This is a genomic window from Tropicimonas aquimaris (assembly GCF_042676185.1).
GTDB classification, from domain to species: Bacteria; Pseudomonadota; Alphaproteobacteria; order Rhodobacterales; family Rhodobacteraceae; genus Tropicimonas; species Tropicimonas aquimaris.
Window position 1 is genome coordinate 72,566 of record NZ_JBHTJT010000031.1, and the last position, 15,209, is coordinate 87,774.

A 15,209-nucleotide genomic window follows, 5' to 3' on the forward strand; every position below is an offset into this window, starting at 1 on the left:
GCCCGAGGAGGCAAAAGATGACATCCCCGTCCCGATCGCTCGAGGCCATGCGCGCCGGCGCGCCACTGGTGCAGTGCATCACCAACTATGTCGCGATGAACTTCGCCGCCAACGTGCTGCTCGCCGCCGGCGCGGCGCCGGCGATGGTGCACGACGCCGAGGAATCGGGGGAGTTCGCGGCGGTTGCCGGGGCGCTGACGGTGAACATCGGCACGCTGAGCCCGCGATGGGTTGCGGGCATGGTCGAGGCGATTGACGGTGCGACGGGGGCGGGCAAGCCCTGGGTGCTTGATCCGGTGGCCTGTTTCGCAACCGGTCTGCGCCGCGAGACGACTACGAAGCTGATGCAACTGCGGCCGACGATCGTGCGCGGCAACGCCTCGGAGATCCTGGCGATCGCCGGAGAGAGCAGCAGCGGGCAGGGGGTCGATGCCGGCGACAGCGTGCAGGCGGCAGAGGCGGCGGCGCGCAAGGTGGCGCAGGAGGCCGGATCGGTCGTCGCCGTGACCGGCGCGGTCGACTTTGTGACCGACGGGGCGCGCGGGGTCTGGATCACCGGCGGCTCGCCAATGATGCCGCGCGTGACGGCGACCGGATGTGCGCTGACCTGCCTCGTCGGCGCCTATGCGGCGGTGGTGGAGGATCCGCTGGACGCCACCGTGGGCGCGCTGGCGCATTTCGCGGCGGCCGGGGAGATGGCGGGCGACGGAGTGTCCGGACCCGGCAGCTTTTCTGTGGCTTTCCTCGATGCCCTGATGGCTGTCGGTCCCGAGAGCCTCGGCGCGGCGCGGGTACGCGCGGCATGAGGCGCGCGCTCGATCTTTCAGTCTATCTCGTGCTGGACCCGGACCTCTGCGGTGCGACCGGTATGGTCGAGACGGCACGGGCGGCGGTGGCCGGCGGTGTGCGAACGGTCCAGCTGCGCCACAAGGTGGCGACGACAGCGGAGCGGATCGCGCTTTGCCGCGAGCTTCAGGCGGCGCTTGCCGGCAGCGGCGCGCATCTTGTGGTAAACGACGACGTCGAGGCCGCAGTCGCGCTCGGTGCCGACGGGCTGCACGTGGGGCAGGGCGATCTTGCCCCCGCGGCTGCGCGCGCCGCCATCGGGCCGGACATGGTGCTGGGGCTTTCGGTCGAGACCGAGGCCCACGTCCGCGCCGTCGACCCCGTGCTGGTGGATTACCTCGGCGCCGGGCCGGTCTTCGGCACGGCGACCAAGCCCGATCACGCCGAGCCCATCGGGTTTGACGGGCTGGCGCGAATGGTGGCGCTGTCGGCGGTGCCGGCCGTCGCCATCGGCGGGCTGGAAGCACGCCACGCGGCCGAGGTTCTGCGGGCCGGAGCGGCTGGGCTGGCCGTGGTCTCCGCGATCTGCGGCAAGCCCGACCCGAAAGACGCGGCGCGCGGGCTGCTCGCGGCCGTGAACGAGGGCATGGCATGAGCGTTGCAACGGCTCTGAGCATCGCCGGTTCCGACCCGTCGGGCGGCGCCGGCATCCAGGCGGATCTCAAGGCGTTCTCGGCGCGCGGTGTCTACGGCATGGCCGCCCTCACCGCGTTGACGGCCCAGAACACGACCGGCGTCAGCGGGGTGCACCTCGTGCCGCCGGGTTTCGTGGCGCAGCAGATCGCCGCCATCTTCGAAGACATCCGCGTCGATGCGATCAAGATCGGCATGATCGCGAGCGCGGAGATCGCCGAGGCCGTGGCCGACGCCATCGCGGGGTTCGCAGGGCCGGTGGTGCTCGACCCGGTGATGGTGGCAAAGGGCGGACACCCGCTCTTGCCGGAAGATGCGGTGGGCAGCCTGCGGTCCCGGCTTCTGCCGCGGGCCACCCTGCTCACCCCCAACCTGCCGGAAGCGGCGGCGCTGCTCGGCTGCGATGTGGCCGATACCCGCGCCGAGATGGAGCGCCAGGTCAAGGCGCTGCTTGGGCTCGGCCCCGAGGCGGTGTTGCTCAAGGGCGGTCATCTCGGGGGCGGAGCGAGCCCGGACCTGCTCGCCTCGGGCAACGAAACCATCTGGCTCGAAGGGCCGAGGGTGCCCACGGCCAACACGCACGGAACCGGCTGCACGCTCTCTTCCGCGCTCGCCGCGGAGCTGGCGAAGCGACGTGAGCTCCCGGAGGCCGCCGTGACCGTCAAGGCATGGCTGACCGGCGCAATTGCCGGCGCCGACGACCTCGACGTCGGGCATGGCCATGGACCGACCCACCATTTCCACGCACTCTGGCCGCTGGCCGGAGACCTCTGATCTTCAGGGAGACGCAAGATGCGCAAGCTTTCCTTCGTTCTCGCGCTGATGGCGGCCGGACCGGCCGCGGCGGCCGACAAGATGACCGTCGTGCTCGACTGGTTCATCAATCCGGACCACGGGCCGATCATCGTCGCCCAGGAAAAGGGGTTCTTTGCCGCGCAGGACCTGGAGGTCGAGATCATCGCGCCTTCCGATCCCTCGGAGCCGCCCAAGATGGCCGCGGCGGGCCGCGCCGACATCGCCATCGACTACCAGTACCAGCTGCACCTCGCCGTCGCCAACGGCCTGCCGCTGCGCCGGGTCGGCACGCTGATCGGCACGCCGCTGAACTGCCTGCTGGTGCTGGAGGACGGCCCGGTCGCGGAAATCGCCGACCTGAAGGGCCGCAAGATCGGGTATTCCGTGGCCGGGGTCGAGGAGGCGCTGCTCGGCAAGATCCTCGGCAATGCCGGGCTGACGCTCGACGACGTGGAACTGGTCAACGTCAACTGGTCGCTCTCGCCCGCGCTGATGGCCGGGCAGGTCGACGCGGTGATCGGGGCTTTCCGCAACTTCGAGCTCAACCAGATGGAGATCGAGGAGGTGCCCGGTCGTTGCTTCTACCTCGAGGAAGAGGGGCTGCCGCCCTATGACGAGCTGATCTACGTCGCCAATCCGGAACTGATGGACAAGGACAAGGTGTTGCGTTTCCTCGAAGCCACCGAACAGGCGACCCATTTCATCGTGAACCACCCCGAGGAGGCATGGGAGGTGTTCTCCGGCACCGCGAAGGAACTCAGGGACGAGCTGAACGAGAAGGCCTGGGCCGATACCTGGCCGCGCTTCTCGCTGGCGCCCGCCGGGCTCGACGCGGGGCGTTATGCCCGGTTCGAGGCGTTCCTTCAGGAAACCGGCATGGTCGAGGGGCGGCGGCTCGTCTCCGAGATCGCGGTCGATCTCGGGGCCGAATGACGCCGGAGCCCGGGATCACGCTTGTCGGTGGCGCCAGCTTCGGCGCGGCGCCGCTCTTTCCGCCGGTCCATCTGGAGATCGACGCCGGCTCGTGGTCCTGTCTGCTGGGCCCCTCGGGCTGCGGGAAGACCACCATCCTGCGGCTGATCGCGGGGCTCGAGACCGGCGTCGATTTCGACGGGCAGGTGCGGGCCAGCGACGGCCGTCCGATCGCCGGGCGCGTGGCCTACATGGCGCAGACCGACCTGCTGCTGCCCTGGCTCGACGTGCTGGGCAACGTGACGCTCGGGGCGCGGCTGCGCGGACAGGTGCCGGAAACCGAGGCGGCGACGGCCTTGGTGGAGCGGTTGGGCCTAGCGGCGCATGCCTACAAGCGGCCCGGGCAGCTTTCGGGTGGGCAGCGGCAGCGCGTGGCGCTGGCGCGGACGCTGATGGAGGACAGGCCGGTCGTGCTGCTCGACGAGCCGTTTTCGGCGCTCGACGCACGGACACGGGCCGAGATGCAGGATCTTGCCGCCGAGACGCTGGAAGGCCGCACCGTGCTTCTCGTCACCCATGATCCGGGGGAGGCGGCTCGGCTGGGCGACCGGGTGTTCCTGATGGGAGCGAAGGGGATGGTCGAGGCTGTGCCGCCGGCGCTGCCCGCGATCCGTCCTGCGGTGGACCCGGAGACGCTCGCGTTCCAGGGGCGCCTGCTGGCGGCGCTCCGGAAGCCCGCATGATGGCCGGGCTGGTACGGGGCCTCGCGGCGGGGGCCGTCTTCGTCTTTCTCTGGCAGGCGCTGGTGACGTTGGCCGACATGCCGCCCTTCATCCTTCCGGGGCCCGCGCGGGTGCTCGAGGCCCTGTGGAGCAACCTCGGCCTGATAGGCTGGCACGCCGGGATCACCCTCACCGAGGTGCTTGCCGGGCTGGCGCTTGGCGCGGGGCTTGGCGCGGCAACGGCAATCGGGCTCGCGGTCTCGCCGGCGGCGCGCTACCTCGTGCGCCCGGCGCTGGTGGCGACCCAATCCCTCCCGGTTTTCGCGCTGGCGCCAATCCTGACGCTCTGGATGGGCTACGGCATCTGGTCGAAGGTCGTGATGACGGTGCTCATCATCTACTTCCCTGTCGCCTCCGCCTTCTTCGACGGTCTGATGCGGACCCCGCCCGGCTGGCTCGACCTTGGCCGGACAATGGGCGCAACGCCGGCGCGGCTGCTCTGGCGTATCCAAGTGCCGGCGGCGATCCCGTCGCTCGCGTCGGGGCTGCGGTTGGCGGCGGTCTATGCTCCGATCGGGGCTGTGATCGGCGAATGGGTCGGCGCGTCCGGCGGTCTTGGCTACCTGATGCTGCTGGCCAACGGCCGGGTGAAGACCGATCTGATGTTCGCCGCACTGCTGGTGCTGGCGGTGATGGCGCTGCTGCTGCATCGCGGGGTCGGCTGGGCCTGTGACCGGCTGGAGGCGCGGCTCGACTGAAATGCCGTGCGCTTGACTCGCAACAGGCGATTTCCGACCCTCCCGTCTGGTGTTCGCCGGGGAACTGCATATCTGTTCCTCATGGGAGAAAGGAGTTCGCCATGGCTGATCTCGACAAGCTGAAGGAAGATCTCAGACGCGCACGCGACGAGATGCGGTTGCAGTTGCACCTCGCGAGCAAGGAAGCCGAGGATGAATGGGCGGAGCTGACCGGCGAGTGGGACAAGTTCCTGAGCCGGTCGCAGTTCGACCGTTCTACAGACGAGGTCGGGGAGGCGGCCCGGCAACTCGGCCTGCGCATGAAGGATGCCTATGACCGCATGAAGAAGGCGGTCGACTGATCCTCATGGCGGAGGATCGCCCCGCCTCCGTGGACAGTACCCTCCGCCGCAGCGCCGGCACGCTGGAATTCTGGCGCGACCTGCTGCTCGTCATGGTGCTTGCGATCTATGGCCTCGTGAAGGGGGCGGCCTTCCTGTTGCCGCTGACCTTCGCGGTGCTGGTGTTCGTCCTGCTGGTGGCGGTGATCGACCGGATCGCCGCCATCCGCATCGGCCCGGTGCAGGTGCCGATCTGGATCGCCCATCTCGCCGGGGTGATGGTTGTACTCTCCGGCTTCCTCGTCATCGGGTTGATCCTGTCGAGCCAGGGGGAGCAGGTTTCGGAGGCGATCCCGCGATATGCCGAGAGGTTCGACGGCCTTGCTTCCGGCATCGTGTCACTGATCGGCGACGAGAACGCCGAGTCCCTGCGCGAGGCATTGGCGGAGATCGACATGGGCGGCTGGGCCGTGAGCGCGCTTTCTTCGGCGCAGGGGTTCCTCGCCGGGCTCTTCCTCGTGGTCCTCTACGTGCCCTTCATGCTGGCCGAACGCGGTCCGATGAAGCGCAAGTTCCCCATCGCCGCGCCGGACCGCAAGACGGGGCTCGAAGTGCGCTCCGTCGTCCAGTCGATCTCGGTCGGCCTGCAACGCTATCTCATCGTCAAGACTTTCGTCTCTGTCCTCACCGGGCTGTTCAGCTATGCGATCTTCAAGCCGATGGGGCTCGATTTCGCCGAGACCTGGGCGGTTCTGGCCTTTGCGCTGAACTTCATTCCCTCGATCGGCTCGATCCTCGGCGTGGTGCTGCCCGCGCTGGTGGCGCTGGTGCAGTTCGACACCATCACGCCCTTCCTGGTGATCGCGATCGGTTGTGGGACGATCCAGTTCTCGATCGGCAACATCCTCGAGCCGTCGATCACCGGTCGCTCGCTCAACCTCTCACCCTTCCTGGTCATTCTCTCGCTGACATTCTGGACGACGATCTGGGGTGTGGCAGGGGCGCTCTTGTCGGTGCCGATCATGGTTGGCATGCTGATCGTGTTCGCCCATGTGCCGGGACTGCGATGGCTGGCCGTGCTCATGTCGCGCGACGGGCAACTGGCCGTGAACACCAGGGCGGAAGCGGTTTCGGAGGGGATGCGGTCGACACAGGCCCTGCCCGACGAGGCGATGGGGGAGTGAGACATGCCGACAAGAACCGAACTGGTCGCGGAACTCGAGGCGCTGCGGCGCGAACTGGCCGAAGCGCGGGCACAGGCCGGTCAGCCGGAGCCTGAACACGCCGGCACGCCGGACGAAAGCCCCGAAGAGGAAACCGGGGAGGCCCACGCCTCGCCGCTCTCCTGGGCGATGTCGCAACTGGAAGACACCGAGCTCGACACGCTGGCAAAACAGTTCATCGCGGAACTGGAGGACCTGCACCATGACAAGCCGCTGGTGACCGTCTTCGCGGCGTTCGTGCTCGGCTATGTTCTGGGCCGGGCCCGCTGAAGGAGAGCCGCACATGAGCCGTATCACGCGCAACGCAGCCATCGCCATCCGGATGGAAAAGCTCATCGCCCGTCGGGAGATGGCCGCGGTCGGTCGCCAGATCGGCATGACCGCCGCCGCGGGTATCCTTGGAGCCGTCGGGCTGATCATGTTGAACGTCGCGGGTTATCTTGCGCTTGCGGCCCGGCTGGAGCCCTGGCTCGCCGCGCTGATCGTGGCCATCGTCAACATTGCGCTTGCGGCCCTGTTGTTGCTGGTGGCCCGGAACGTCAGTGCCGACGGGGATGTCGAGGCCGCCCGTGAAGTGCGGGACATGGCCCTGGCCGATCTGGAGGGCGAGGTCGTCGACGTTGCGGCCGAGGTCCAGGGGCTGGCGAGCGACCTGAGGACCGTCGCACGCAATCCGCTGAGCGCGGCCGGGCTGACGGCGCTGGTGCCGCTGCTGACCCTCATTCTGAAGAATCTGAAAAAGTAGCCCGCGCCGGGGCCGGCCGTGGCGAGGCCCAGTCGGGCGTGCCGGCGGCTCCGAATTCCTGGCTATTTGACTCTCTTTTGCTCGCAAATTGATCACGGCTCCGTGAAATCAGCGTTCAAATTGCGCATTTTCCGGCGTTCGGCGTCCTGTGGTCGGATTAATGTGCCTAACATTTGCGCAACGCACGGCGGTTGCCTCTTATCTCCTCCAGCCGCGGCTCACAGCCAGACGCGGCAGATCAGATGGGTCCAGGGGGGGGCAACTCTCTGCGATCTCAACAACAGGAAACCGGTGGTGCGGTCCGGCAGGAACGACGCTCGGCGCCTCTTTGCGCCGACCGAAAAGGGTGCCGTCCTCACACCGAAAAGCGACAGGGATTCCGTTCATCATGAAACTTCGTATGACCTCCGCGCTGGTTGGCGCTCTGGCCTTTGCGACCAGCGCCATGGCCCAGGACGATACCATCAAGATCGGCGTGCTGCACTCGCTGTCCGGCACGATGGCGATCTCGGAGACGACGCTGAAGGACACGATGCTGATGCTGATCGACGAGCAGAACGCCAAGGGCGGCGTGCTCGGCAAGCAGCTCGAAGCCGTGGTCGTCGATCCGGCCTCCGACTGGCCGCTGTTCGCCGAGAAGGCGCGCGAGCTGATCACCGTCGAAGGCGTCGACGTGATGTTCGGCTGCTGGACCTCGGTGTCGCGCAAGTCGGTCCTGCCGGTCATCGAGGAGCTGAACGGCCTGCTGTTCTACCCCGTGCAGTACGAGGGTGAGGAAAGCTCCAAGAACGTGTTCTACACGGGCGCCGCTCCCAACCAGCAGGCGATCCCGGCAACCGACTACTTCCTCGAGGAACTGGGCGTCGAGAAATTCGCGCTGCTCGGCACCGACTACGTGTACCCGCGCACGACCAACAACATTCTGGAATCCTATCTCAAGGACAAGGGGATCGCCGAAGAGGATATCTTCGTTAACTACACCCCCTTCGGCCATTCCGACTGGTCCAAGATCGTCTCCGATGTCGTGGCGCTCGGCGCCGACGGCAAGAAGGTCGGCGTGATCTCGACCATCAACGGCGATGCCAACATCGGTTTCTACAAGGAACTGGCCGCCCAGGGCGTCTCCGCCGACGACATCCCCGTCGTGGCCTTCTCCGTGGGTGAGGAAGAGCTCTCCGGTCTCGACACCTCCAACCTCGTCGGCCACCTGGCCGCCTGGAACTACTTCCAGTCCGCCGAATCCGAGCTGAACGACGAGTTCATCTCCGCCTGGAAGGCGCGCATGGGCGAGGACCGTGTGACCAACGACCCGATGGAAGCCCACTTCATCGGCTTCAACATGTGGGTCAACGCCGTCGAAGAGGCCGGCACCACCGACGTCGACGCCGTCTCCGCCGCGATGATCGGCCAGGAATACCCGAACCTGACCGGCTCCACCGCCACCATGCTGCCGAACCACCATCTGACCAAGCCGGTCCTGATCGGCGAGATCCTCGAAGACGGCCAGTTCGACATCATCTCCGCGACCGACCCGGTCCCGGGCGACGCCTGGACCGACTTCCTGCCGGAATCGGCGGTGCTCAAGTCCGACTGGGCGGATCTCGGCTGCGGCATGTACAACACCGAGACCGAGACCTGCGTGCAGATGAAGTCCAACTACTGATCCGCCGCAGATCAGATCGACAGACGGGAAGGGCGTTCGCGCCCTTCCACTTCCTCTCCGGGCGCAGGCAGCGATGATACGATACCTACTGGCAGCATTTGCTGCCCTGATGCTCTGTGCCGGCGTGTCGGCCGCGCAGGAAAGCCAGGACGGCTCAGCACAGGTCAGTCCGATCCAGGCACTGCTCCAGGAGCACGCCGCGCTGATCGAGAAGGCGTCCCGCCGGACCATCGAGCCCGCGATCGCCGCGCTTCGTGACAGCGGATTGCCCGAAGCCCGCGCCGTCCTCGAGAACTGGCAGGCCAAGGAACTCTGGCAACGCAAGGAGGACGGCCTGTTCTTCTTTGCCGAGGAGATCGGCCGCTCGACCTATCGCCTGATCGAGATCGACGGCGGCGCCCCAGTGGGGGAATACGCGAAATCCGACATCGACCAGCTCAAGCCCAACTCGGGCGTCCGCGGCCTGATCGCAGCGGCGCTGGTGCAGTTTCAGCTGATGGACCCGAACCCGGCCAAGCGGGCCGAAGCGCTCGACGCGATCCAGCGCGATCCCGAGCCGGACCACCTGCCGGCCCTGCTGGGCGCGCTGGAAACCGAGACCGATCCCGGCATCCGCGCCCGCGAGGAGCGCCTCGTCCGCCTGCTGACCATCACCTACGGGGATGACGAGGCCGCCCGCGTCGACGCGATCAACAGTTTCGCCGGCGATCTCGGGGTCGATGCCCGCGCCGCGCTGAACCCGCTTCTCGCCACCCGCCGGGAAGCCGTGGCAGGGGACCTCCCCACGGATCTGAACATCGCGCGCGAGCTGAAGCCCGGAAGCGAGGAGCTCAGCGAAGCCGCCGCCTATTCCCTGCTCGTCGACAACGACCTCGCGCCCGCGCGCATCAGCGCGGCCGACAGGCGTGCCGCACTGGAAACCAATATCGAGGGCGGCCGTGTCGGCGGCGTCCCGGTGGGCCAACTCGACACCGAGGAGGCGCGCGACCGTGCCTATGCCGCGCTGGCGCAGGCCGGGATCGTTCCGCCGACAGCGACCGCGGTGGATTTGACCGCCGCGCTCGACGCCCATGTCTTCTTCGACCGGTATCTCGAACCCTCGACCGCCATCACGGATGCCGCCGAGGCCGCGCTCGCCCGGATGAACCTGCGCGTCGGTCTAAACCAGGCGATCGACCTGGCGCTCGACGCGCTCTCGCTCGCCTCAATCTACTTCCTCGCCGCAATCGGCCTCGCCATCACATTCGGCGTAATGGGCGTGATCAACATGGCCCATGGCGAATTCATCATGATGGGGGCTTATACCGGCTACGTCGTGCAGCAGATCGTGCCGAACTACACGGTCTCGATCCTCGTCGCCCTGCCGCTGGCCTTCGCGGTTACCTTCGCCGCCGGTGTCGCGATGGAGCGGCTTGTGATACGCTGGCTCTACAACCGCCCTCTTGAGACCCTTCTGGCCACCTTCGGCATCTCGATCGCGTTGCAGCAGCTCGCCAAGAACATCTTTGGCACCCAGGCCCGTCCGCTCACCTCGCCCGGCTGGCTCGACGGCGCGCTGGTGCTGAACGATGTCGTCTCGATCAGCTATATCCGCATCGCGATCTTCGTGCTCGCCCTGCTGTTCCTCGGTGTGTTCCTCTTCATCATGCGCCGCACGCGGCTCGGGCTCGAGGTCCGCGCGGTCACCCAGAACCCGCGTATGGCGGCCTCGATGGGCATCAACCCGGACCGCATCAACATGCTAACCTTCGGGCTTGGCTCCGGGATCGCCGGCATCGCCGGTGTCGCCATCGGGCTCTACGCCAAGGTCACCTCCGAGCTCGGCTCCGACTACATCGTACAGAGCTTCATGACCGTCGTCGTCGGCGGCGTCGGCAACATCTGGGGCACGCTGCTCGGCGCCACCATGATCGGCTTCCTGCAGAAGGGCATCGAATGGCTCAACCCGTCGAACACGCTCGCGGCCCAGACCTACATGATCATTTTCATCATCATCTTCATCCAGTTCCGGCCGCGCGGGATCATCGCGCTCAAGGGCCGGGCGGCGGGAGACTGATCATGCGAAACCAGACCGTCACTTCTTCTGTCCGTAAATATCCCGGGGGGTGCGGGGGGCTGGCCCCTCGCGTCACCGGCGGAGGCCGCCCATGACCGGAACCTTCCTCACGCGGAACCCCTCGGTCCCGATCTTCCTTGCCTGCCTGGCGCTCTTCACCCTCGCGGTGACAATGACAAGCGAAGCCGCCGGGACCGGTGCGCTCTCCACTTCCTTCCTCAAGACGCTGGGCAAAACGCTCTGCCTCTGCCTCGTCGCGCTCGCGATGGACCTGGTCTGGGGCTACACCGGCATCCTCAGCCTCGGACACATGGCGTTCTTCGGCATCGGTGGCTACATGATCGGCATGTGGCTGATGTATGCCCGCACCGAGGATATCGTCATCGCCTCGATGGCCAATTCGACGATCCCCCCGACGGAACAGGAGGTCGTCGATGCCATCGGCACGCAGATTTTCGGCGTCGTAGGCTCGGCCGAGTTCCCGCCGATCTGGGCCTTCGCCGACAGCCTCTGGATCCAGCTCGCGCTGGTGGTGCTGGTTCCCGGTCTCCTGGCGCTGGTCTTCGGCTGGCTGGCCTTCCGCAGCCGGGTGACCGGCGTCTACCTGTCGATCCTGACCCAGGCGATGACGCTGGCGCTGGCGCTCTACCTCTTCCAGAACGATTCCGGCCTGCGCGGCAACAACGGTCTGTCAGGCCTGCAGAACATCCCCGGCCTCACCGCCGTGCCGCAATCCCAGCTTTCGCTGTGGTTTTTCTGGGCCTCGGCGGTCGCGCTTGGCGCGGGCTACCTGCTCTGCGCCTGGGTGGTTTCGGGCAAGTTCGGCTCGGTGATCCGCGGCATCCGCGACGACGAGGCGCGCGTGCGCTTCCTCGGCTACTCGGTGGAGGGCTACAAGCTTTTCGTCTTCACCCTGACGGCGGTGATCGCTGGCATCGCGGGCGCGCTCTACTATCCGCAGGCGGGCATCATCAACCCGGCCGAGATCGCGCCCATCGCCTCGATCTACCTTGCGGTCTGGGTTGCCATCGGCGGGCGCGGCCGGCTCTATGGCGCAGTGATCGGCGCGGCCTTCGTCTCGCTCCTGTCGACCATGTTCACCGGCGGCCAGGTGCCCAGCATTCCGCTGGGGTTCTACACGATCAACTGGGTCGACTGGTGGCAGGTGCTGCTTGGGCTGTCCTTCGTGCTGGTGACGCTTTTCGCGCCCAAGGGCATCGGCGGCCTCTTCGACCTGATCAGCGGCCGCCGCGCACCCGACCGCCACGGCGCCGACCTCGGCCCGGACAAGGGCAGCTTCCGCGAGCAGGAGGCCGAGCAATGAGCCAGCTCCTCGAGGTCTCCGGCGTGTCCGTCACCTTCGACGGCTTCCGCGCGATCAACAACCTCAGCTTCTCCATCGGCCCTGCCGAACTGCGCGCGATCATCGGCCCGAACGGCGCGGGCAAGACCACCTTCATGGACATCGTGACCGGCAAGACCCGCCCGGACGAGGGCCACGTGCTCTGGGGGGAGATGAACCAGTCGCTCCTGAAGATGTCCGAAAGCCGGATCGCGCAGGCCGGGATCGGGCGCAAGTTCCAGCGCCCGACGGTGTTCGAGGACCAGAGCGTCCGCGACAACCTGATGATGGCGCTGAAGAAGAACCGCAGCCCCTGGAGCGTGCTGACTTTCCGGCCCTCCTCGGCGGACATGGCGCGGATCGAGGAACTGGCCGAGGAGATCGGCCTGGCCGATCAGCTTGGCCGCAAGTCGGGCGAGCTGTCGCACGGGCAGAAGCAATGGCTGGAGATCGGCATGTTGCTGGCGCAGGAGCCGAAGCTGCTGCTGGTGGACGAACCCGCCGCCGGCATGACGCTGGCCGAGCGCGAACACACCACCGACCTGCTGAAACAGGCCGCAAAGACCCGCGCCGTGGTGGTCGTAGAGCATGACATGGAGTTCGTCCGGAGGCTCGACTGCAAGGTCACGGTGCTGCACGAGGGCTCGGTTCTCGCCGAGGGCAGCCTCGATCACGTGACGCAAAACAAGGACGTCATCGACGTCTACCTGGGGCGCTAGAGATGCTGAAAACCGAAGGCCTGACCCTGCATTACGGCGGCAGCCAGATCCTCCACGGAATCGACATCGAGGCCGCGGCCGGCGAGGTGACCTGCGTGATGGGCACCAACGGCGTCGGCAAGACCTCGCTGCTCAAGGCGATCTCCGGCACCCATCCGCGGTCCGGCGGGCGGATGGAGCTTGCCGGCGAGCAGATCGGCCGCGTCCCGGCGCAGGCGCTGGCCCGCAAGGGCGTGGGCTACGTGCCGCAGGGGCGGATGATCTTCCCGCTGCTGACGGTCAAGGAGAACATGGAGACCGCCTATGCCTGCCTGCCGCGCGACGAGCATTTCATCCCCGACGAGATCTACGAGCTGTTCCCGATCCTGAAGGAGTTCCTCGGGCGTCGCGGCGGGGACCTCTCCGGCGGGCAGCAACAGCAGCTCGCCATCGCCCGCGCCATGCTGACCAAGCCGAAGCTCCTGCTGCTCGACGAGCCGACCGAGGGCATCCAGCCCAACATCATCCAGCAGATCGGCCGGGTCATCGAATACCTGCGCGACAGGGGCGACATGGCGATCATCCTGGTCGAGCAGTATTTCGAGTTTGCCTATGGGCTGGCCGACCGCTTCGTCGTGATGAAGCGGGGCTCCGTGTCGATGGCCGGAAGCCGCGAGGAGCTGTCCAAGGAAGAGCTGAAGCAGGCGGTCTCGGTTTGACCGACCGGTCTCAGATGCCTGCGAGGCAGCGCCCCGCGGCCACGTCGATCTCGGCGAGATCCGCCTCCGACAGCCGCAGCCGCCCGGCACCGGCGTTCTCGCGGGCCTGATCCGGGTTGCGCGCGCCGCAGAGGGCAAAGGTGATGCCCTGCTGCGCCAGCGTCCAGGCGATCACGATTTGCGCGATTGTTGCCCCATGCCCCTCGGCTATCGGCGCGATGGCCGCGGCGAAATCCGCGGTCTTCTGGCGGGTCTCCACCGAGAAGCGCGGGTTGCCGTGTCGCAGGTCGTCTTCGGGGAAGCGTCGTTCCGGTCCGATCTTGCCGGTCAGCAGGCCGAGAGCGAGGGAGGAATAGCTCATCACCGAGACGCCGTTCTCGCGGCAGATCGGCAGCAGGGTGTCGGAAAGCTCGCGGTCGAGCATGTTGAACTTTTCCTGCACCGCGTCCAGCGGCCCGGCGGCGAGGTACTCCCGCACCAGCTCGGGCGTCACGTTGGAGGCGCCGATGGAGAGGATCTTGCCCTGCGCCTTGAGGCGCATCAGCGCCTCAGTCGTTTCCTCCACCGGGGTCGTCACGTCGGGCCAGTGGGTGATGTAATGGTCGATCCGGTCGGTGCCGAGCCGGCGCAGGCTTTGCTCGACCTCGTGGACGATCGAATCCGCGCCGAGATACTGGTAAACGGTCCTGCCGTCCTGTTCGAACTTCCGGGTTCCCTTGTCGGTGTGCCAGACAAGCCCGCATTTGGTGGAGAGCACCACCTCGTCGCGCCGCCCAGCGATGGCGCGGCCCACGATCTCCTCGGAGCGGCCGAGCCCGTAGGCAGGCGCGGTGTCGATCAGGCTGATGCCTTCGTCGATCGAGGCGCGGATCGCGTCGATCGCCGCGGCCTCGTCGGTGCCGCCCCATCGCCAGCCGCCGATGGCCCAGGTGCCGAGGCCCACGGCCGACCCCCTGACGCCGGACGTGCCGAGTTCGCGGCTAAGCTGCTCTGTGCTTGATGTCATGAAAGGCTCCGGAATTCCTGGCAGGGGGATGGGCGGCCGGGGTGCCTCATCCCTCGTCTTCGTCGGCGAAATATTGCGGGTGTTCGGCGCGGATGCGCCCGAGCTGGTCGTGGATCCGCCCGAGATGCGCACGGATCAGCGCTTCGGTCTCCGCCTGGTCGCTGGCCTGGAGCGCGGCAAGCAGCTTGACGTGGTCCTCCAGCGCGCCGTGCGAGCCGAAGGACAGCGACAGCAGACGGACCCGGTCCATATGCGCCTTGCTCTCGCGAATGATCCGCCAGGCGAAGGGATGGCCGATCAGCTCGCAGATCGTCTGGTGGAAGACGTCGTCGAGCTTGTGAAAGCCGGACCGGTCATTTGCCGCGACGGCTTCCTTCTGCTGGCGGAGGTTGTCCTCCAGCTCGTCGAAGTCCTCGGGCGTGAGCGTGTCGCAGGCGTGGCGCAGCACCTCGACCTCGAGCGCGGTGCGCACGAATGTCGCTTCCCGGACTGCGCGGATCGAGATCTGGCTGACGGTCGTCGCCCTTTGCGGCCGGATCACCAGGAACCCCAGCTTGGAGAGGCGGAAAAAGGCATCGCGAACCGGTTGCCGCGACACATCGAGCGCACGGGCGACCTCGATTTCCGACAGCCGCGTTTCGGGCGGCAACTCCAGCCAGACGATCTGCTCGTAGAGCGTGTCGAAGACCTGATCCGCGACGGACGGCCGAGGAATGGGCTCCAGTGACGTGATTTTCGATATGCCTGCCATGCCTGTTCCGCCCCGTTGAC

17 protein-coding genes are annotated in these 15,209 nt (G+C 67.1%); 15 read left to right on the top strand and 2 right to left on the bottom strand.

Annotated elements, in window-relative coordinates; translation table 11 throughout:
- Nucleotides 1-17: 17 nt before the first annotated feature.
- The 15 genes from thiM (at nucleotide 18) to urtE (ending at nucleotide 13,432) form a co-directional block, all read left to right on the top strand.
- Nucleotides 18-806, top strand: coding sequence for a hydroxyethylthiazole kinase (gene thiM, locus ACFQ2S_RS15000; protein WP_386075649.1), 789 nt, complete (start codon nucleotides 18-20; stop codon nucleotides 804-806).
- Nucleotides 803-1,441: a thiamine phosphate synthase gene (gene thiE, locus ACFQ2S_RS15005; protein ID WP_386075651.1), complete on the top strand. Its 639-nt coding sequence runs from the start codon at nucleotides 803-805 to the stop codon at nucleotides 1,439-1,441. Before thiM ends, thiE begins: the two co-directional genes overlap by 4 nt.
- The gene (gene thiD, locus ACFQ2S_RS15010) at nucleotides 1,438-2,253 is read left to right on the top strand and encodes a bifunctional hydroxymethylpyrimidine kinase/phosphomethylpyrimidine kinase (protein ID WP_386075653.1); all 816 of its coding nucleotides are present in this window, start codon (nucleotides 1,438-1,440) and stop codon (nucleotides 2,251-2,253) included. Before thiE ends, thiD begins: the two co-directional genes overlap by 4 nt.
- An 18-nt stretch (nucleotides 2,254-2,271) precedes the next feature.
- A complete protein-coding gene (locus tag ACFQ2S_RS15015; RefSeq protein ID WP_386075655.1) occupies nucleotides 2,272-3,207 on the top strand; it encodes an ABC transporter substrate-binding protein in 936 nt (311 codons plus the stop codon).
- Nucleotides 3,204-3,929: an ABC transporter ATP-binding protein gene (locus ACFQ2S_RS15020; protein WP_386075657.1), complete on the top strand. Its 726-nt coding sequence runs from the start codon at nucleotides 3,204-3,206 to the stop codon at nucleotides 3,927-3,929. Before ACFQ2S_RS15015 ends, ACFQ2S_RS15020 begins: the two co-directional genes overlap by 4 nt.
- On the top strand, nucleotides 3,929-4,666 hold the full coding sequence (locus ACFQ2S_RS15025) for an ABC transporter permease (RefSeq protein WP_386075725.1): 738 nt from the start codon (nucleotides 3,929-3,931) through the stop codon (nucleotides 4,664-4,666). Before ACFQ2S_RS15020 ends, ACFQ2S_RS15025 begins: the two co-directional genes overlap by 1 nt.
- A 101-nt stretch (nucleotides 4,667-4,767) precedes the next feature.
- Nucleotides 4,768-5,007, top strand: a complete 240-nt coding sequence (locus ACFQ2S_RS15030) for a hypothetical protein (protein ID WP_386075660.1) — start codon at nucleotides 4,768-4,770, stop codon at nucleotides 5,005-5,007.
- Between the two features lie 29 nt (nucleotides 5,008-5,036).
- Nucleotides 5,037-6,170 (top strand): AI-2E family transporter, encoded by a 1,134-nt coding sequence (locus ACFQ2S_RS15035; protein ID WP_386075662.1) that lies wholly within the window; start codon nucleotides 5,037-5,039, stop codon nucleotides 6,168-6,170.
- Nucleotides 6,171-6,173: 3 nt separating this feature from the next.
- Entirely contained in the window at nucleotides 6,174-6,479 is a 306-nt protein-coding gene (locus ACFQ2S_RS15040; RefSeq protein WP_386075664.1) for a hypothetical protein, read from the top strand.
- 13 nt (nucleotides 6,480-6,492) lie between these two features.
- Entirely contained in the window at nucleotides 6,493-6,954 is a 462-nt protein-coding gene (locus tag ACFQ2S_RS15045) for a phage holin family protein (RefSeq protein ID WP_386075666.1), read from the top strand.
- Nucleotides 6,955-7,342: 388 nt separating this feature from the next.
- Nucleotides 7,343-8,617: an urea ABC transporter substrate-binding protein gene (gene urtA / locus ACFQ2S_RS15050; RefSeq protein ID WP_386075667.1), complete on the top strand. Its 1,275-nt coding sequence runs from the start codon at nucleotides 7,343-7,345 to the stop codon at nucleotides 8,615-8,617.
- 73 nt (nucleotides 8,618-8,690) lie between these two features.
- Complete coding sequence (gene urtB / locus ACFQ2S_RS15055) at nucleotides 8,691-10,673, top strand: urea ABC transporter permease subunit UrtB (RefSeq protein ID WP_386075668.1); 1,983 nt, start codon at nucleotides 8,691-8,693, stop codon at nucleotides 10,671-10,673.
- Between the two features lie 91 nt (nucleotides 10,674-10,764).
- A complete protein-coding gene (gene urtC / locus ACFQ2S_RS15060) occupies nucleotides 10,765-11,997 on the top strand; it encodes an urea ABC transporter permease subunit UrtC (RefSeq protein WP_386075670.1) in 1,233 nt (410 codons plus the stop codon).
- Nucleotides 11,994-12,734, top strand: a complete 741-nt coding sequence (gene urtD, locus ACFQ2S_RS15065) for an urea ABC transporter ATP-binding protein UrtD (protein ID WP_386075672.1) — start codon at nucleotides 11,994-11,996, stop codon at nucleotides 12,732-12,734. Before urtC ends, urtD begins: the two co-directional genes overlap by 4 nt.
- 2 nt (nucleotides 12,735-12,736) lie before the next feature.
- The gene (urtE, locus tag ACFQ2S_RS15070; RefSeq protein WP_386075674.1) at nucleotides 12,737-13,432 is read left to right on the top strand and encodes an urea ABC transporter ATP-binding subunit UrtE; all 696 of its coding nucleotides are present in this window, start codon (nucleotides 12,737-12,739) and stop codon (nucleotides 13,430-13,432) included.
- Nucleotides 13,433-13,442: 10 nt separating this feature from the next.
- Here urtE and ACFQ2S_RS15075 read toward each other — a convergent pair whose 3' ends face one another.
- Both ACFQ2S_RS15075 and ACFQ2S_RS15080 read right to left on the bottom strand, forming a co-directional pair.
- The gene (locus tag ACFQ2S_RS15075; RefSeq protein ID WP_386075676.1) at nucleotides 13,443-14,438 is read right to left on the bottom strand and encodes an aldo/keto reductase; all 996 of its coding nucleotides are present in this window, start codon (nucleotides 14,436-14,438) and stop codon (nucleotides 13,443-13,445) included.
- Between the two features lie 46 nt (nucleotides 14,439-14,484).
- Nucleotides 14,485-15,189 carry a GntR family transcriptional regulator gene (locus tag ACFQ2S_RS15080; RefSeq protein WP_386075677.1) on the bottom strand — a complete coding sequence of 235 codons (705 nt, stop codon included), beginning with the start codon at nucleotides 15,187-15,189 and terminating at the stop codon, nucleotides 14,485-14,487.
- Nucleotides 15,190-15,209: the final 20 nt, after the last annotated feature.